This is a genomic window from Salinimicrobium sp. TH3 (assembly GCF_026676115.1).
GTDB lineage: Bacteria > Bacteroidota > Bacteroidia > Flavobacteriales > Flavobacteriaceae > Salinimicrobium.
Map to the genome: position 1 here is coordinate 477501 of NZ_JAPONB010000001.1, position 18981 is coordinate 496481.

Annotated in this window: 12 protein-coding genes and 2 tRNA genes; 8 read left to right on the plus strand and 6 right to left on the minus strand. The window is 39.1% G+C overall.

Going from position 1 to position 18981, the window contains the following annotated elements:
* Nucleotides 1-250 precede the first annotated feature (250 nt).
* Entirely contained in the window at nucleotides 251-1765 is a 1515-nt protein-coding gene (locus OU683_RS02045; protein WP_268134645.1) for a GH3 auxin-responsive promoter family protein, read from the minus strand.
* A 106-nt stretch (nucleotides 1766-1871) separates the two neighbouring features.
* Between OU683_RS02045 and OU683_RS02050 the strand changes: the two genes are divergently transcribed.
* Complete coding sequence (locus OU683_RS02050) at nucleotides 1872-2666, plus strand: DUF2797 domain-containing protein (protein ID WP_268134647.1); 795 nt, start codon at nucleotides 1872-1874, stop codon at nucleotides 2664-2666.
* On the opposite strand, the gene OU683_RS02055 is transcribed toward OU683_RS02050, so the two are convergent.
* Complete coding sequence (locus tag OU683_RS02055) at nucleotides 2667-5315, minus strand: AsmA family protein (RefSeq protein ID WP_268134649.1); 2649 nt, start codon at nucleotides 5313-5315, stop codon at nucleotides 2667-2669.
* Nucleotides 5316-5488: 173 nt separating this feature from the next.
* On the opposite strand from OU683_RS02055, the gene folK reads away from it, so the two are divergent.
* On the plus strand, nucleotides 5489-6613 hold the full coding sequence (gene folK / locus OU683_RS02060) for a 2-amino-4-hydroxy-6-hydroxymethyldihydropteridine diphosphokinase (RefSeq protein ID WP_268134651.1): 1125 nt from the start codon (nucleotides 5489-5491) through the stop codon (nucleotides 6611-6613).
* A 28-nt stretch (nucleotides 6614-6641) separates the two neighbouring features.
* On the opposite strand, the gene OU683_RS02065 is transcribed toward folK, so the two are convergent.
* Nucleotides 6642-7178 (minus strand): RNA methyltransferase, encoded by a 537-nt coding sequence (locus OU683_RS02065; protein ID WP_268134653.1) that lies wholly within the window; start codon nucleotides 7176-7178, stop codon nucleotides 6642-6644.
* 220 nt (nucleotides 7179-7398) lie between these two features.
* Between OU683_RS02065 and mutS the strand changes: the two genes are divergently transcribed.
* The 3 genes from mutS to OU683_RS02080 all read left to right on the plus strand — a co-directional run bounded on the left by mutS (nucleotide 7399) and on the right by OU683_RS02080 (nucleotide 10355).
* Nucleotides 7399-9984, plus strand: coding sequence for a DNA mismatch repair protein MutS (mutS, locus tag OU683_RS02070; protein WP_268135042.1), 2586 nt, complete (start codon nucleotides 7399-7401; stop codon nucleotides 9982-9984).
* 196 nt (nucleotides 9985-10180) lie between these two features.
* Nucleotides 10181-10253 (plus strand) — tRNA-Gly (locus OU683_RS02075).
* Nucleotides 10254-10269: 16 nt separating this feature from the next.
* Nucleotides 10270-10355 (plus strand) — tRNA-Leu (locus tag OU683_RS02080).
* A 453-nt stretch (nucleotides 10356-10808) separates the two neighbouring features.
* On the opposite strand, the gene OU683_RS02085 is transcribed toward OU683_RS02080, so the two are convergent.
* From OU683_RS02085 to OU683_RS02095, 3 genes are read right to left on the minus strand one after another with little or no spacing between them, the layout of a single operon-like run.
* Nucleotides 10809-11297 (minus strand): hypothetical protein, encoded by a 489-nt coding sequence (locus tag OU683_RS02085; RefSeq protein ID WP_268134655.1) that lies wholly within the window; start codon nucleotides 11295-11297, stop codon nucleotides 10809-10811.
* Nucleotides 11298-11323: 26 nt separating this feature from the next.
* Nucleotides 11324-11956, minus strand: a complete 633-nt coding sequence (locus OU683_RS02090) for a hypothetical protein (RefSeq protein WP_268134657.1) — start codon at nucleotides 11954-11956, stop codon at nucleotides 11324-11326.
* Nucleotides 11947-13443 carry a transglycosylase domain-containing protein gene (locus tag OU683_RS02095; protein WP_268134659.1) on the minus strand — a complete coding sequence of 499 codons (1497 nt, stop codon included), beginning with the start codon at nucleotides 13441-13443 and terminating at the stop codon, nucleotides 11947-11949. Before OU683_RS02095 ends, OU683_RS02090 begins: the two co-directional genes overlap by 10 nt.
* A gap of 1335 nt (nucleotides 13444-14778) precedes the next feature.
* On the opposite strand from OU683_RS02095, the gene OU683_RS02100 reads away from it, so the two are divergent.
* From OU683_RS02100 to OU683_RS02110, 3 genes are all read left to right on the plus strand, one after another.
* The gene (locus tag OU683_RS02100) at nucleotides 14779-15768 is read left to right on the plus strand and encodes an IS110 family RNA-guided transposase (protein ID WP_268134661.1); all 990 of its coding nucleotides are present in this window, start codon (nucleotides 14779-14781) and stop codon (nucleotides 15766-15768) included.
* Nucleotides 15769-16550: 782 nt separating this feature from the next.
* Nucleotides 16551-17759 (plus strand): primase-helicase family protein, encoded by a 1209-nt coding sequence (locus OU683_RS02105; protein WP_268134663.1) that lies wholly within the window; start codon nucleotides 16551-16553, stop codon nucleotides 17757-17759.
* Nucleotides 17760-18066: 307 nt separating this feature from the next.
* Nucleotides 18067-18963, plus strand: a complete 897-nt coding sequence (locus tag OU683_RS02110) for a DUF8464 domain-containing protein (RefSeq protein WP_268134665.1) — start codon at nucleotides 18067-18069, stop codon at nucleotides 18961-18963.
* Nucleotides 18964-18981: the final 18 nt, after the last annotated feature.

Consider the following 18981-nt stretch of genomic DNA (forward strand, 5'->3'; position numbering starts at 1 on the left):
GCTCCGGAGAAGCGTAATTTTTATAGCAAGAATGGAAAGAGGGTAACAGGAGCTCCGGAGGAGCGTAATATTTATAGGTAGAATGTAAGTATAGTGAAAGGAGCTCCAGAGGAGCGGCATATAATTAGTTCATCCCTTTAGGCCCTGTCAAGAGGGAGACAACAAAAATTTATCAGGTTTTGAAATTCTAAAGTCTAAATTCTCAGATCTCAGATCTCAGATCTCAGATCTCACGTCTCAAATCTCACGTCTACCCATTCATCTCCAGCAGCTCCTCAACATAACAACGTTTGTTGGAAAGCCGCGGAATCTTATGCTGTCCTCCCAGTTTGTCTCTCTTTTTTAGCCAGTCGTAAAATAGCTTTTCCCTGGCAATATGGACCTTTGGTGAATTGAGGGTCATGTTATTGAAGCGCTTGGCTTCATAATCGCTATTGATGTTTTGCAAATGCCTGTCCAGGCATTCAACAAAAAATTTAAAATCGGCGGGAGGCGTCTTGAATTCAATGATCCATTCATGCGCTCCTTTTTCCCTGCCTTGCATGAAAACAGGTGCAGCGGTATAATCCACTATTTCGCAGTCGGTTTGTTGAGAAGCTTTTTTTAATGCTTCTTCGGCGTTCTCGATAATAAGTTCTTCCCCAAACACATTGATGTGATGTTTGGTCCTGCCCGTGATCTTAATGCGGTATGGATCCAGGGAGGTGAAGCGTACGGTATCTCCAATCTTGTAGCGCCATAGACCTGCATTTGTGGTAATAAGCACTGCATAGTTCTTATCTAATTCCACTTCAGAAAGGGGAATTACTTTTTCTTCAGGTGTACCAAAATACTCCATGGGAATGAACTCATAAAAGACACCATAATCAAGCATTAGCAGTAACTCCTTGGAATCATTCGTATCCTGAATGGCGAAAAATCCTTCCGAAGCATTATAGATCTCAAAATATCTAAAGCTGCTGGAAGGCAGAATTTTTTGATATTGATCCATGTAGGGCGCAAAATTTACTCCGCCGTGAAAATAGACCTCAAGATTGGGCCATATCTCAAAAAGATTTTGTCTGCCCGAAGCCTCTAAAGCGTTGTTGAGTAGCACCAGCATCCAGGAAGGTACACCCGCAAGGCTGGTAACGTTTTCATCAATGGTTTCATTTACTATCGCCGGCATTTTAACCTCCCAGTTGCTCATTAGCGAGATTTCATTGCTGGGGGTACTGCTGTATTCTGCCCAAAAAGGCATATTGTCAATTAATATTGCAGAAAGATCTCCAAACTGGGTGCCGTTGCTGCTATACAGTTCCTTGCTGCCACCCAGCCTAAGGCTTTTGCCGCTAAATAACTGCGATCCAGGATTGTTATTAAGGTACATGCACAGCATATCCTTGCCCGCAGCGTAGTGGCATTTTTCCAAAGATTCATCACTAACGGGAATAAATTTGCTCTTTGCATTAGTGGTGCCACTCGACTTTGCAAACCATTTAATGGGAGTAGGCCAAAAGATATTATTTTCGCCACGGCGGCTGCGTTCTATTTGCGGCTCAAAATCTTCGTACTGCTGTAAAGGCACCCGTTTAGCAAAATCTTCGTAAGTCTTTATTGAAGCAAAATCATATTGCAGCCCAACTTCTGTGTTTTTTGCTTTTTGTATGAGCTTTTTAAGTAACTCAAATTGCACTTCCTGGGGATATTTGATAAACAACTCCATTTGATGGATTCGCTTCTTGAGGAACCAGGAAGCCACAGAATGTACTAAAGGAATTGGCATTTTTTCTTTTTATCTTTGGGCGCTTCAAATCGGTATGCAACCGGTTAAAATTAAAACTATTCTTACAGCTTTCAAAAAATAAGGCTGCGATAAAATCTTCTTTTCTATGACTTATGAAGGTGTGCTAACAAAAATGAAAACTGAATTAGCAGAAACAGTTCAATATTACCTCATTTTTGAGCAGGATTTTCTCAATATGAACCAGGTGTTGGACAGGCGTTTAGCGATTAATTTCCTAAACTACGAATGTACCAGTTGTCATAAGAAAAAGAAAATCTTTGCTAATGGAGTTTGTTATAATTGTTTCATGGAATTGCCCGAAATGGGGGAGTGGGTAATTAGGCCGGAATTGAGCAAAGCTCATCTCGATGAGGAAGACAGGGATCTGGAATATGAAAAAGCAGCTCAATTGCAGCCACATGTAGTTTACCTGGCCAATTCCAGTAATGTGAAAGTGGGAGTAACCAGAAAAAGCCAGATCCCTACCCGTTGGATCGATCAGGGGGCGCACGAAGCCATTGAGGTGGTGGAGGTCCCAAACCGGTATCTTGCAGGGATCACAGAAGTTGCTCTCAAAGAACATCTTTCTGATAAAACCAACTGGCGCAGTATGCTCACCAATAATCTCAAAGATCTTGATTTGGCGGCGATTCGTGAAGACATGAAGCAATATTTGCCTGCCGAGGTCCTGGATTACTACCTTGCCAATTCTAAGGAGCTCGAGATTAAGTTTCCCGTAATGAGCTATCCTACAAAATGTAAAACTCTTAACCTCGCAAAAATGCCATTTTACGAGGGGGTTTTAAAAGGAATAAAAGGACAGTACCTTATTTTTGAAGATGGGATGGTCTTCAACGTAAGGAAACATGAGGGATTTAATGTTTCTCTATCAATCAAATAGTTACTGGCTCTTTGTAGTATCTTTTTTCTTTTTATTGCCTCCCAGAATTCCGCCCAGGATGTCTTTGGCAGTCTCTTTAATGGCCTCATTGGGATTCCTTTTAGCTAAAGAATCTTTTTGAGTTGTAGTTCTGCCATCTGTGGTATCTTTCTTTTGGCCTCCGCTAATAATGTCACTTAATACATCCCGGCCCTTATCTTTGAGAGCTTCTTTTTGAGTGGCGAGAATTTGTTGCGTTAGATTATTTACCGCTTGTTGTACGTTGAGGTTGAGGTTAGGATTACTAAAACTACCCGTAATGTTTACCGGTAGGCTAACAGTCATATTCTCCTGGTCCTGGGCACTAAGACGGGAGAGGGTGCTGCCTATCTCGCTGCCTAAATATTGTGCTGGAACTTCCAGGGCTACGTTATAATTCATGTCCATATCAAAACCATGAGCTCCCGAGGCGCGGCCTTTAATTCCTTTGATATTAAAATCAAACGGCTGCACTTCAACCTGTCCATTATTAAAAGTTAACCTTGTCTCCAGGTCCTTTAGGTTAAGATTATTGAGATCAATGAAGGTAAGGCTTTGATTCAGTTTTGCAAGCAGAGGAGTTTGAGCCGGGTTCACCCTTGCCCCCAGAACCTTTGCAAGTGCATTCCCCGCTAAAGTTTGTAGCTGTGGGGTAAGGTCATCATTTAAATTTCCTCTCAAGTCTATATTTGTAGTGAGTTCTCCCTGCAAGGCCTGGGCAATAGGTGCGAGGTTCCTTAATAGCTCCATGTCCTTAAATGCACGTGCAATGTCAATGGACTGTAACTCTAGCTGCATGGCAAAATTTGGAATAAGGTCTTTGGTAGAAACCAATCCGTTCAACAGGATGTTACCTGCAAAGATGTTGGAAGTAACATTGGACAGGCGGGCGGTTTCATCTACGATCCTCAAATTTCCATGGGTATTTTCCAGTACCAGGTTGTCGTACAGCACCTTATTTGCGGTAAAGTCAATATTGGCATCCAAAAATGACGGGATCTTTATAGCTTCATCTCCGGGGATCTCTGCAGTGGTTACCGGTTCATTATCTTCTCCTTCTACTGCAGTTTCCTTCACCATAAAATCATTCACCGAAAAAGTTTTGGAAGAAGCAGTAAAATTCCCCTTTAGCTTTTGATCTGTGAATAAATACCCCATCAGGTTTTGAATGGTGCCGGTAACAGCGAGATCTGTTTGCCCCGTGGTCAAAACCGTGTTGTCCAGGCTAACGGTAGCCGGATTAAATCGCAACTGGGCAGTAGAGAGTTTTATCTCATTTGGAATTTCGGGAGAAGTGTAACTAAAATCCCTTATGGTTGCTGTACCGCTGCTCTTCACATTTTGATACTGCTCCTTTTCTACAGAATCCATATCAAAGCTTGTAGTAAGATCGGCAGTGACAATACCATTAAGGTCCTGCTCCAGTTCAAGCGGATAGGCTCTGGTGATATTGGCCAGGTTAATAGTTCCCTGTAGTGCCATATTCACCAGCATATTGCCGGTAAGGTTTTTAATGCTTCCGCTGGCGTTAAAAGCGTCCTGATCAATCCTGAAGTTGAGACGGTCAATGTTCATATAGGTATCCTCTGCAATACCGGTGTCATTTTTTAAAACAGCAGCAATGGTAATATCTTCCACTGCTTTGGGTAGGTCGGGATATTTAAAAGCTGCATTGTTGGAAGTAATATTGATCTCCATTTTTGGAATATAGGTTTCGTCAACAATTCCGCGGATGAATCCATTTACCACAAAATCTCCTTTTGTTTCTACATTCTCAATGTTCTTAGAGTATTCATCGGGCATTACTGCAAGGAAATTCCTGAAGGAGGAAGTGGGGGTCTTAAAAGTAAGATCCACTTCATTATTATTTTCATTCACCTGAACGTAGCCGTCAAAGGTGAGGGGGAGCTTATTTATAAGCGCTTCGTTCTCCAAAAAGGTGTAGCGCATATTTTCAAGGTCCATTTTAAAATCGGCATCAAGTTGTAGCTTGTTCCGCTTTAAATAATTGACACTGTCCATTTCAAAACTTACCAGGGCTGTTGAAAAAGTGCTTAGCGTAGAAGTTTGTGCAGAGAAATCTCCCGTACCCTGGTGGTTTAGATCTTCCACCAGTAGTTTCATGTTTTGCCCCTGGTCAACATAGTCTACCCGGGAGTTATTGATCTCGTAATGTTCTACATCAAATTTAAACCCGCCACCATTCGAGGTGGTGGTAGAAACAGTATCCTGTATGGCAATATCATAATTATTGTTCCCCAGGGAGTCCACTTTTACGTTTAGAAAAGTGTTTTCTAATTTAAGAGCATCAATCTTCTTAGGTTCCCCTGCGCCTTTGAAGAGTTCACGAACCGACATTTGTAAAACAATTTCTTCACTCAGCGCAAGAGTATCACCTTCAAAAGGAGCATTATTTATGATCTTCAGGTTTTGAATGGCCAGGGTGGCATCGGGAAAATTCCTGAAGATGCTCAAATCAACATCTTCAAAGCTCACTGTGGCATTGACATTTTTATTGATGGTGTCCTGTACTAGATCTTTCAGCTGCTTTTCAAATAAAAATGGAGTGAGAAAAAGCAGGAGAAGGATCACTCCCAGGATAATTCCGAATATTTTTAAAAATTTTTTCATCTTTTACTTTTATGAGATCATATTTTCCTCAAATCGTGCCTTAAGCCCGAATTCTTTGAGGAGCTTTTTTTGTTGAAACTCTTTATAACAAAGTTAAGGGTATGTGCATTTCTTTTATTTAATTTGCTGTGAAATATCTTGATCCCGTCTTACTAAAAATTTCTTAAGATCTTTTGAACCCTTTAAAAACCGTTTATATAGCACTAGGAAGCAATGAGGGTGCCAGATTTGACTTTTTACAAAGGGCTATTGAAGAAATTCAGCAAAAAACAGGAGATGTAAGAGCAGTTTCGGGAGTGTATGAAACCCCTGCCATGGGTTTTGAGGGGAAGCCTTTCCTTAATTCCTGTATTGCTGTAGATAGTCGTTTTAAACCTCATAAGGTCCTAAAGCAGCTGCTGGAGATCGAGAAAAAAATGGGGCGGGAGAGAAAAACCGGCGACCGTTATCAAAACCGGCCAATAGATCTTGATATCCTGCTTGTGGAAGATGAGGTGTTCACTTCTAAAGACCTCACAGTACCTCACCCCGAAATTCAAAACCGGAATTTTGTTTTGGCGCCTCTTGCCGATATTGCTTCGGAAGTAAAGCACCCTCACAAAAAGGTGAAAATTAAAGTCCTGCTGGAGTCTGTCGACAGAACAGAATTAAAGCTTATACCCGAAAAACTGAAGCTTCCGAAGAAATTTTCCTTTTCAGGATTCAATTATATTGCCGTGGAAGGGAATATAGGTGCCGGTAAGACCAGTTTTGCAACCATGGTTTCCCAGGATTTTAATGCCAAGCTTATCCTGGAAAGGTTCAAGGACAATCCATTCCTTCCGAAGTTTTATGAGGATAAGTCACGTTACGCTTTTCCACTGGAAATGTCATTTCTGGCCGACAGGTATCAGCAGCTTTCAGATGACCTTGCTCAATACGATCTTTTCAAGGATTTTGTGGTTTCCGATTATGATGTTTTTAAATCCCTCATTTTTGCAAAGATCACCCTTCATGAAGATGAATACTCGCTTTACCAGAAACTTTTTAACCTTATGTACAAGGAGCTGGTAAAACCCGATCTATATGTGTATTTCTATCAAAATACCGAAAGGTTGCTGGAAAACATCAAGAAGCGGGGCAGGGATTACGAACAGAATATTGAAGCCGATTATCTTGCAAACATCAACCGCAGCTACCTGTCTTTCATCAAATCCCAGCCCGGGCTCAATGTGAAGATTATTGATATTTCCAATCTGGATTTCGTGAAAAGAAGGGAAGATTATCTAAACCTTCTATCGGAAATTACCGAAAAATAGGAGTCAAAAAAGGCATTTTTGACAGGTCTTATTTTTTAATTTTTGAAAACATATCCCACAGGACGACTCCTGCACTTACTGCAATATTAAGCGAATGTTTGCTCCCCAGTTGTGGGATTTCCAGGACTCCGTCGCTGGCAGTAACTACCTTTTGCTGCACTCCCTTTACCTCATTCCCGAAAACAAGGGCATATTTTTGCCCTTTTTGAGGAGTAAATGCATCGAGCAAAGTTGAATTTTCGGCCTGTTCTACCGAAAAAACCCGAACGTCTTCCTGCTGAAGGTCTTTCACCAGCTCCAGGGCATCTTCCCGGTATTCCCAGACCACAGTATCGGTGGCTCCTAAAGCAGTTTTTTGAATATCTTTATGAGGCGGAGTGGCTGTTATCCCGCACAGGTAGATCTTTTCTATCAAAAATGCATCTGAGGTGCGAAAAATCGAGCCAACGTTATTGAGACTGCGTACATTGTCTAAAATGACAATAAGCGGCGTCTTTTCGGCTGACTTAAATTCTTCGGTAGATTTTCTTATGAGTTCGCTGTTTTTCAGCTTTCGGTTTTCCATGGGACAAAAATAAAAAATAAAAAAGCACATACGGGGAAGGGATTATTTTAGTTGAAGGGGCTAAAGATTCTTAGGTTCAAAGGTTTTGATAGGTTGTGGATAAAAGTTTGAAAATGAGAGAGGGGAAGATTATCTTTAAATTGAGAGAATCCATATTTTAGCCCTCAGCAAAAATTCGAGCCCAGTGTCAGGAAAATCAGAGAAGAAGGTGACCCCTTTAATGCAGCAGTACAACAGCATCAAGAAGAAATATCCCGATGCGATGTTGCTGTTTAGGGTAGGCGATTTTTATGAAACCTTCGGGGAAGATGCCGTAAAAGCAGCACGTATCCTCAATATTGTGCTTACTAACCGCAATAATGGCAGCGAACGCAGCGAATTGGCGGGTTTTCCACATCATTCCTTGAATACCTATCTACCCAAACTGGTAAAGGCGGGGGAGCGGGTGGCAATTTGTGACCAGCTGGAAGATCCAAAACTCACCAAAAAGATCGTAAAACGGGGCGTGACCGAACTGGTGACTCCCGGGGTCTCTATGAATGATGAGGTGCTTCAAAGCAAGACCAATAATTTTTTATGCGCGGTTCACTTTGGCAAGAGGTCTTTGGGAATATCTTTTCTGGATGTTTCCACGGGAGAATTCCTTACTGCCGAAGGTTCTGTTGAATATATTGATAAGCTGCTGCAAAATTTTGGTCCCAGCGAAGTGCTGGTTCCAAAGCAGAAGAAAAAAGAATTTTACGCCAGTTTTGGGCAGGACCACCATGTTTTCTTCCTGGAGGACTGGGTCTTTAAACTGGATTATGCTTACGAGAACCTGAACACTCATTTTAAAACGAAGTCTTTAAAGGGTTTTGGAGTAGAGCACCTGGAGGAGGGAATTATTGCGGCAGGATCTGTTCTTTACTATCTGGGAGAAACACAACATCACCGCCTGCAGCATATTACCGGCCTTACCCGTATAGCCGAAGAGGAATATGTGTGGATGGACAGGTTCACCATTCGCAACCTGGAGCTATACACTTCGAATGCTCAAAATGCAGTAACCCTGCTTGATGTCATTGATAAAACCATTTCCCCAATGGGAGGAAGGATGTTGAAACGATGGCTTGCTTTACCTCTTAAAAATGCCGAAAAAATAAAGAAGCGTCACAAGGTGGTCGCTTACCTTGTTGATGAGCCCGAAACACTTGAGAAGACCAGAAATCATATTAAAAAGATTAGCGATCTGGAAAGGTTGATCTCCAAGGTGGCTACCGCAAAGGTGTGCCCACGGGAGGTGATCCAGCTTAAAAATTCCCTGGAAGCAGTGATACCGGTCAAGGCACTTGCGACTTCTTCGGGCGAAGAGGCTCTAAAGGTGATGGGGGAGAACCTGCAAAGTTGTGATCTGCTTCGGAATAAAATAAAAGAAACCCTTTACGAAGATGCACCGGTAAATATTCAGAAGGGAAATACTGTTGCTGAAGGATTTTCAGCTGAACTGGATGACCTGCGAAAAATAGCATTTTCGGGCAAGGATTATTTAGATAAGCTCCTGGAGCGGGAGAGTGCCGCCACAGGGATCACCTCCCTCAAAATTGGGAGCAATAATGTCTTTGGTTATTATATAGAGGTACGTAATGCGCACAAAAACAAGGTGCCGGAGGACTGGGTGAGGAAACAGACCCTCGTTAATGCAGAAAGATATATCACCGAAGAACTTAAGGAATACGAGGCAAAAATATTGGGAGCCGAAGAAAAGATCCTTCAGCTGGAACAGGATATATTTGCCAGTCTCGTTACCTGGATTGGAGATTATATCCAGCCGGTGCAGCAAAATGCTTTTATTATTGGGCAGCTCGATTGCTTATGTTCCTTTGCCCAACAAGCCAATTCAGAAAACTACTGTCAACCAAAAATTGACGATTCCTTTGAACTCGAAATAACCAATGGTCGTCATCCTGTCATTGAAAAGCAGTTGCCACTTTCTGAAGCCTATGTTGCCAACGATGTTTACCTGGACAGGGAAACCCAGCAAATTATCATGATCACAGGGCCTAACATGAGTGGTAAGTCGGCGATTCTAAGACAAACCGCACTCATTGTGCTTATGGCGCAGATGGGAAGTTTTGTGCCTGCTGAAGCAGTTAGGATTGGCCTGGTAGACAAGATCTTTACGAGGGTAGGTGCCAGTGATAATATTTCCATGGGGGAATCCACTTTTATGGTGGAAATGAATGAAACTGCGAGCATCCTTAATAACCTTTCGGAAAGAAGTTTAGTACTGCTGGATGAAATAGGTAGGGGAACCAGCACCTACGATGGTATTTCTATTGCATGGGCAATTACAGAATATCTTCATGAGCACCCTGCAAAAGCAAAAACCCTTTTTGCAACCCATTACCATGAGCTAAACGATATGGGGGAGACCTTTGGGCGTATTAAGAACTATAATGTTTCGGTAAAGGAGCTTAAGGATAATGTGCTGTTCCTAAGAAAGCTGGTGCCGGGAGGCAGTGAACACAGTTTCGGGATACATGTGGCGCGAATGGCCGGCATGCCCCAACAGGTTTTAAGAAGGGCAAATAAGATCCTGAAGAAACTTGAAGATTCTCATGGGATGAAGGAAAAATCGGGAGCCGTAAAGAAGTCGGCCGAAGACGATATGCAGCTCAGTTTTTTTAATCTTGATGATCCTATCCTGGAAGAACTTAAAGAAGAAATACTGCATACAGATATCAATACCCTTACTCCCGTGGAAGCTTTGATGAAGCTCAACGAGATTAAACGAATGCTTACCAGCAGGCAACAGGCAGGGGTATAGGTGATTACCGGCAGACTAATAAAAGACGGGGGTTTTTTGAAAAAAAATCTTTGCCAGTTTCAGAAATGTATTAAATTTGCACCGCAATACTCCTCACAACAGGAGAAGTTCTTTAAAAATGCGAAAATAGCTCTCCCGATAGCTATCGGGAGGTAGAGCGCCACCAAGCCTCTCTATTTTTTATGTTCTTTAAAACGCGAAAATAGCTCAGTTGGTAGAGCGCCACCTTGCCAAGGTGGAGGTCGCGGGTTCGAATCCCGTTTTTCGCTCACATAAACCTTCCACGCTCGGATGGTGGAATTGGTAGACACGTTGGACTTAAAATCCAATGGGAAGAAATTCCCGTGCGGGTTCAAGTCCCGCTCCGAGTACAGAAACCCTTGTTAATCACCTGATTTTCAAGGGTTTTTTGTTTTTTAATGTTTTATTTCCCGACTCTTTCCCGACATTTAGCTAATCCTTCTCTAGAATATTCTTTGTTATCAATTCATACGTATTGATACTATTTCAAAAAGAAATGGATCTTTAACAAAAACTAAAAAATAGAGTTGTTCAACCATAAAAAATTTCAAAGGGGATTTGACTTTTACCTCCTTCAAATTTCTGAGTACTGTCTAAAATGTAGCTTAGTCAAAAGTGAATCCTTAAGAATTTGGAATGGAATTCAATATCCCACATTATTTCCTTATTGAAATGGGGTTTGTGGAAGGTCATCCAGACCAACATTAAACCTGTGGAAGAAAGAATTTACCTAAATGCGTGATTTAACTTCTTTAAAAAGTAAATAAAACCTATCGTTTGTTTATGGTTGTCTAATATTAGTTCTAAAAATTGTTATGTCTTATTAGGGTTACTTCCCCTTTAGAATTGGCTGCGGTAGAGGAAAATTCACCTTTTAATTTACTTTTATTACTGATTTCTAAAACATAAAAAGTTCTATATTCTCTCTTTGCCCCTTTTTCGATCAGACTCAAATAGATTCTGCTTTTTCCTAGATACTTTCTCTCATAATATCCATTAATTGCAACTGTCGATTTCTCACTATATGTCATCTCTTTTCCATCTGATAAAATTTCTTTTAACTTTTCTCCTGATCCAGTAAGTTCGTTTCCTTTTTGTAATATATGGACTCGATAATACAATTTCATATGCTGATATTTTTTATAATCAGTTTGATGGGTAGTCAATTCAACATCCCATTCTCCGGTAAAATTTTTTTTCCTAAAAACGTACTCGTTGAGAAGAAATAGAATTAGGGTCAGGAGAATTCCACCAAGTATTGTAGAAGCGATATTAATTATAAATTCACACATATTATTCTTTAATATTAAGGTAGAGATCACCGAGTTATTGCTCTTCCTACTCCAAAAGTACCGCCTAGTAAGAGAAGAATTAAACTAATTTTTAGGAACCAGTTTAAATAAATTAGTCCTGAAACCATAAGAGTTAAAGTAATTAATACCAAAGTAAGTGCGATTAAATATTGAATTGCTAGTATTAAGAAACCGAAAAATCTTTTCACAGGATGATAATTCGAGAAGTTAATATAAAACTTTACCTCATCTTGAACTTTGGAAACTTGGATATAGAGATCTTCGTCTATTTCTTCAATTGTTTTTAGCAGTAACTTCTCGTTTGTTACAGGATCTATAGAGAGTTTTAAAACGGCTTCAAACGTTAGTTTATTTAAAAATCCTACTTTACCGTCCCGAAGCAGAATTTCCTGAAGTTGTTCCTTAAACTCTTTACTTTCTTCTTCGGATGGAAAATATGCTATAAAGGCGAGTCGGCTTTTTATTTCCGAAAGAATTTCAATTCTTTTTTCCGAAACATCCCTAAAAGTAATCCGTGATTCAGTTAAAGGTTTCTCAATAAGACCTTTGATAATCCAAGATATAAGAGCAAAAAACGAAGTTATAAGAATCAGAAGAAATTCTGGTTTAACATCTGAGAAATGTTCTATTAACTCCATTTGTAATTTTTTTTGGTGACTAACATGGCATAAACTGCTTTTGAAATCTGCTTAATAAACCCCCCTTCTTTTGAAGAATCATCAATAGGATTTTCATTACGAAGTATAGCAAAGGTCATTTCGGCGTTACCAATTATAGCGTAACGTTCTTTATTAGCATTGGTAGTTCCTGTTTTTAAAAATGCGTTTTCTACATTAAAACCTAATTTATCAGTTGCCACTCTATTCAGAATAGCTAAGCACTCCTTCTTTATTGGGGTAAGGTTCTGAGGTTTAAAATATTGAGCGTAAGCGGTCGCAAGCTCGAAAAGCGTAATTCCAGGGTTTGTTGCCCCCAAAATAATTGATTCCGTCATTGAGGTTCGTTCTTTCTTAAGAACTCTTGCCAATTCAGATAAAGGTTTGTCTATGCCAATTTGGTCACAAGCATTTATGAAAGTATTATTATTGGATAAATACAAAGCCTCCTCAAGATTCAGAGTAGAATTATTTTTATAGTACTCCCGAACTTTCCAGTTTAAATTGTTTTTTACAGCATCAAATCTTTTTTCTTTTGGAATACCTGAGTTTCTTAAAAAACAGTATAAAAAGGGTTTTAAAGTTGATCCAACATTTGCTCTTGATTTAAAAGGATAATCTGAGCCATAACTACTGCTAAAAGCAACCACCTTTTCTCTTCTTATTGCTATAATAGAAACGGGATATTTAGAATCTCTTCTGAAGGTTTCAACAATTTCCTGTAGATCTTTATTAAGTGAAGTGAAAATTTTACATCCTTTTGTACTTATCCCATTGGCAATAAAAGGAACAACAGTGTCAGTGAATACTTGAAGGGAATTTTCACCAAAATTGGTAGTGGATTTTAAATTTTTCCTATAAAGGTTATCTGAAATTAATCCTTTGTTATATAGGACTTCATTTAGGAACAGGAACCGTTTATTTTTTTGCTCTGGGTTTGTAAGATAATAGTTAGGTCCTCTTATAATAGTCAATAAATATAAACACTCGACTTGAGACAGTTCGTTAACATCTTTTCCAAAATAAAAAAGTCCAGCCGCCCTTACCCCTCGAAGATTTTTTCCAAAATAAATATTGTTGAAATATAGATTAAGAATATCATTTTTGGAATAACTTCCCTCAATATCAAAAGCTCTAATAACTTCTTTTATTTTTCTTTTGAAAGTTTTTGTATTGTCGTTAATTAAATTTCTTGCCAACTGCTGAGTTATCGTACTGCCTCCTTGGACAATACGTCCTTTTATAAAATTTGTTTTGGCAGCTCTTACAATTCCTTTAAAATCTATTCCAGAGTGGTCGTAAAACTTTCTGTCTTCAATATATACTGTATAGGCGCTTAACTTAGCGGGGAAAAAATTCGATCTAGCTCTGCATTCGTGATTTGAGGAAATAACTCCCAAAGGAAACTTTATTTTTCTGTCACCAAAGTATACGGTATAGCCATCGAACTGGGTCTGAATATCTTCCAAAATAAAAGGGGTGCTAGTCTATAATAATTTTGGATAAAATTAACATTATTAACGATATTTTTATTGAGTATTTTTAAAAAAACTATTCGTTATGAAAGAATACCTATAGAGCTAGCTAGACATCACTTTTTGAAATTCATTTGATGAATTTTACACAATTCTATAGCTTGAAAATAGTTAAACTTCCTCCTGGAGAGTTCATCTAGAAGAACGAGAATCAGATCACCGGTTGCTTATCGAAGGTGGACAAGACCTAAACCTTTAATTTCTATGTATGAATATTGTACACCACATGAATGCCTTGATGGAATTAAGAAGGACCACAGGTTGAATCCTACTCATATTAGTCTTTATCTCTCACTGCTCCGGCTTTAAAACATTCTGCGGTTTCCGGGGTCTTTCAATTTATATAGAGAGAGGACGTGATGCAGGTGGTTTAAATAGGGGCAAGGAGAATTATCACAGGTGCGTCAAAGACCCTGAATAACTAGCATACCATTAGTTTTAAGGCCTGTTTCTCCACGCCTCCTCAGACAACGTATTAAATGAAATACTTAGGTTTTCTGCTGGAAAGCCGGGTCACTAGATTCTCCTTCTGATGAACTCAATAGTGAAAAAGATTATAGGGTTATAGCAAAATAAAAATTACCAATTTGCAGATTCTCCACAATTGATAACCTACAGCCTCAAACCTTTTTCTTTCAGAAATGAAAATCTTTAATTTCCATAGATAAAACTTTAAATCTATGACCCCCAAAGCACATTCCCCTCCACTGCGTTTCAGGAAAAGAGCTTTGGGGGGAGGTCTTGGACACATGACTAACGGATTAATGAGGATGTTCTAAAAAATAGAATCTTGTACTATCCGTTAGTCAAGAGTCCGCCAAATCCTGCAAGTAATTAATTTCAGTTAATGATAGATACCTCTTCACCTAATTTTTCACCTCCTCCCATCGCTGTTACCATTTATACTGATGCAAAACAATGGAATTTAGAAGTTAGCCGGCCTGAATTGAGCTCCAGCCATTAATGTAAAATTTTCTATACGGCCTATCCTAATTCTAAATTCCCTAAGGGAGCAACGGAAAATGGTAACAGCGAAGGCCTTTAGTTTTGTATTATAGTTTTCCTTTATTCCTAATCCCGGATCAACTGGATTCTTTAATAAATTATAGGTGAAAAAGAACGGGGTGAACTAAAGCGACGGCAAGACTTTCGGTCTTTGTAGAGTATCAGTCCCCGTTCTTCTAACCGGTTGCTAAGAACCATATAGGATTATAGTCTTTAGCTAATAAAGGTCTTAGTTTAATGCAACCATTTAAACTATTCTAAATTATGAAAATAAAAGAAGTTGTGGGCATTGATGTAAGTAAGTTGACCTTGGATTGCTGCATCCATACGAGCGGTCTTCAAAAAACCTTTAGTAATGATCCTGAAGGAATTGAACAGATGGTAAGTTGGTCATTAAAAACCAGTAATCTAGCAAAAGAACATTTACTGTTTGTCTTTGAACATACTGGATTGTATTCTCATCAGTTGATCCAATTTTTAGGAGGAGAGAAGTATTTACTGCAGGTTGTTCCAGGGCTGGAAATAAAACGATCAATGGGAATCACACGAGGTAAAGATGATAAGGCAGATGCAAAACGTATTGCACTTTACGGTTATCGCGTAAGAGAAGAAATAGACGACTTTAAGTTATCTACTCCTTCTTTAATAAAACTCAAGTATCTGATGTCCATGCGCAAGAAATTAGTAATTCAACGCGCTGGTCACATGACCACCTTGAAGGAGCAACAAAGGATCTTCAAAGATGAAGACTTACTGTATGGGGTGCAACGAGAGGTTATAAAGGTTCTAGACAAACAGATTAAACTTCTTGAAAAAGAAATGGACAAAATAATAAGCCAAGACCCAATCCTTAAAAAACAATACCAGCTATTGATGACTATTAAGGGACTAGGGAAAGTTACTGCGAGATATCTGATTGTTTTTACAGATGGATTTACAACTTTTAAAACCTGGAGGAAATTTGCTGCCTATTGCGGAATAGCTCCTTTCCCTAATCAATCTGGAACTAGTATTAGAGGAAAAACTAAAGTAAGTAGGCTAGCTCATCTGGATGGGAAGGCTTTACTTCATTTATGTGCAGTCTGTGCCATTCGTACCAATCCTGAACTTAGGGAGTACTATAAAAGAAGGCTTAAATCTGGGAAAAATAAGATGAGCACCATTAATATTATAAGAAATAAGCTCCTAGCCAGAGCGTTTGCTGTAGCGGGAAGAGGGACTCCTTATGTCGAAATTATGAAGTATGCCTCCTAGAATATAGAGCTTCTCTTATTGACTCTAACTTCATGGTAATGAACTTCTTTTCAAAGTTCTTTGGCCAGAGCATTCTCTTTACCTTTTTTGATAAAAAAATAATAACATTTAATCTTGGCCGACTGCATAATCAGGCTCATACTTCGCCTTTTTATAAGTCTTTCCCAATCTTAAATGTGATACATACGACCTTATCAAAAAAGGTAACAGCGAGGGCGCTATGGGAAGTAAGTCACAAAAGAAAAAGCATAGTCGTAGCTGCAGTACCTTCTACGAAGTGTTCGTCTACTTCAAAAAAGGAAAACGCTCAAGATATAAAAAGTAAATCATCTTCTTTTTTTTTCAATAGCACCTCTCACTATAGAAGAAATTTATTTTAAAAGATTTGTTTTTAACATAGGATACTCTACGGGAAGTAAATCTAAAAAAATCAGAGAATGTGTTCAGATGCAAAAATAATCTCAGAGAAAATGGAAAACGCTCGAGATACAATAAGTAAATCTGAAAAATATCTTGTCTCAAAAATTCATTTTTTTAAAGAAAATTACTCCCCGTAGCTTTTTCTTGCCAAATTTTCGAAAACCAAGATCATCCTGTTTTTTGCCGGAGCATCATTAAAGGCTATTTGATATGAAATTATAAGAACGCCATTTTAAAAAGCGATAAATTGAATTATTTCTACTTAAAACTTATTTTAAGCTATTGTTATTCAATTATTTAGATCAATTGCTATATTTAGTTGATAAATTGTCAGTACAAAGGAGATAAAAGAAAAAAGAGTCTTGGAAAACAAGAATATATATATCCGGGTTGCCACCCAATATTATAAATTGGTAAATACTCCGAACATTTCCGGAGTGGTGAATCAATCCCTGGTGCCATGGAATATTGAAACGATCCGGCAGGACCATGGAAAAACTTTTCTTGCAGCCATTCCAAAATTTGATGGTTTTACTTGTGTTCCAGACCATCTGAATTTTCAATCCTCCTTCCAAAACTTTTACAATACGTATGCGCCCTTGAGCCATGAATTAAAAGAGGGCCCTTGTACGGTCTCTTTAAATTTTGTGAAACACATCTTTGGTAATCATTACGAACTTGGCCTGGATTACCTTCAACTGTTATTTACCAAGCCTATTCAAATATTGCCCATTCTTTGCCTGGTGTCTCGGGAACGCTCCACAGGAAAGAGTACTTTTCTAAAATGGCTTAAACTCATTTTTGAGAGCAATCTCACCTATCTTACCAATGACAGCTTCACCAGTCAGTTCAACGCTGATTGGGCTAACAAGCTCCTGATCTGTATCGATGAAGTGTTGTTCAATAAAGAAGAGTTAACCGAAAGGATCAAATACCTGAGCACCACCAATGTAAATAAACTGGAGGCAAAAGGGAAAGACAAACGGGAAGTAGAATTCTTCGGGAAGTTCATCCTCTGCAGCAATAATGAAGAGAATTTTATTAAAATCGACCACCATGAAACCCGCTTCTGGGTACTACAGGTACCAGTGTTAAAAAAAGAACAAACAGAATTCCTGGAGACTCTTGCCGAAGAAATTCCTTCCTTTCTGCACTTCCTGAAAAATAGAAAGCTCCATTCCAAACATCAAACCCGTATGTGGTTTTCTGCTGATCAAATAGATACTCCTGCTTTAAAAAGACTTGTGCAGAACAACCGCAATCGGGTGGAAAGGGAACTGGCCGGAATCCTTCTTACGATCATGGAGGACCATGACTTGGAATCATTGGACCTTTGTCCCATGGATGCCTATAACGCCATAAATAGATCGAGGCTTCGTTTCGATCTTACCCAGATCCGCAATATCCTGAAAAAGGATTGGAAACTGGAAAACCAAAGCAACTCCAACCGCTATCAAAAATTACTACTGTGGGGAGATGGCTCTACTACATTCAGAGAAGCTAAAGGACGCTATTTCACTATAAACAAAAGTTTCCTCCTGGAGAATTTTGAGGATCTCAAAAATCCCTGAACTCCTTCTTCTGGGGAAAAATGATGAAATGATGACAAAACGATGACAGGGAAACTCCAGTATTTTCGGGAAGTTTCAGCTGCTGTCATCGTTTCATCAAAATGAAGACTGCTTTTGAAAGAAAAACTTTGAATCTTTTTTATTTTTTTGATGAATTGATGACAAAGTAAGATAAGACCAGTAATAGCAAGGGTTCCGGCTGTCATCATTTTGTCATCAAACTGTCATCAAAAATAAAATGATGACAAAAAGGACTCAACAGTGTTCTTTCTATAAAGAGCTACAATCTGACGTAAATAATATGCTGATGAAAACAAAAAAAATGAACTGTGAAACAGCACGTAACATTTGCATTATCAAAACCCTTGAAAACCTGGGACATTTTCCCAGCCGGAAAACGGAAAAAGAAGCCTGGTTCCTAAGTCCTCTGCGAAAAGAAACTAAAGCCTCTTTCAAAATTTCCTTTAGACTAAACAGGTGGTACGACTTCGGTATCGGGAAAGGAGGAAACGTGATCGACCTGGTATGCCTTATTTTGAATTGTTCCGTAGCAGAAGCACTGGCTTATTTGTCAGATGGGATTCCTGTTTCTAATTCTCCTCTGAATAGCCAAGTCAGAACTAGTGGAATAGAACCTTCAAATAGAGTTTTGGAGATCTTACCAATAGAACATAAAATGCTCAAGAAATATCTTCAAATTCGCAATATCCCGGTTGAAGTAGCAAAGGTCTACTGCAAGGAAATCTGGTATATATCGAATGGTAAAAGATTCTTTGCCCTGGGCCTGAAGAACCATTTAGGAGGCTGGGAGCTCCGCAACCTTTACTTCAAAACCTCCACACCACCTAAAAGTTATTCATATCTCAGTAAAGGGAAAGAACATCTTACAGTACTGGAAGGAATGTTTGATCTTCTGTCTTTAGCAATTATCAATCCCGAAGAAGTTGAAAATGCTGATCTATTGATTCTGAATTCTCTGTCTTTTTTACCTGAAGTCCTTGTGATTTTTACCCACTACTCAACTGTGACATTATACCTGGACCGCGACTCCGCCGGAATTAAAGCAACAGAAAATATTCTAAGAATCATACCTAATTGTAAGGATGGGAGTTCGTTATGCGCAGGCCATAAAGACTTGAATGAAAAACTTGTTAATGGCACCCATGACAGGAAGTATAAACCATTAAAAACCAAATCAGGCTAATGACTTATTTCTACTTTT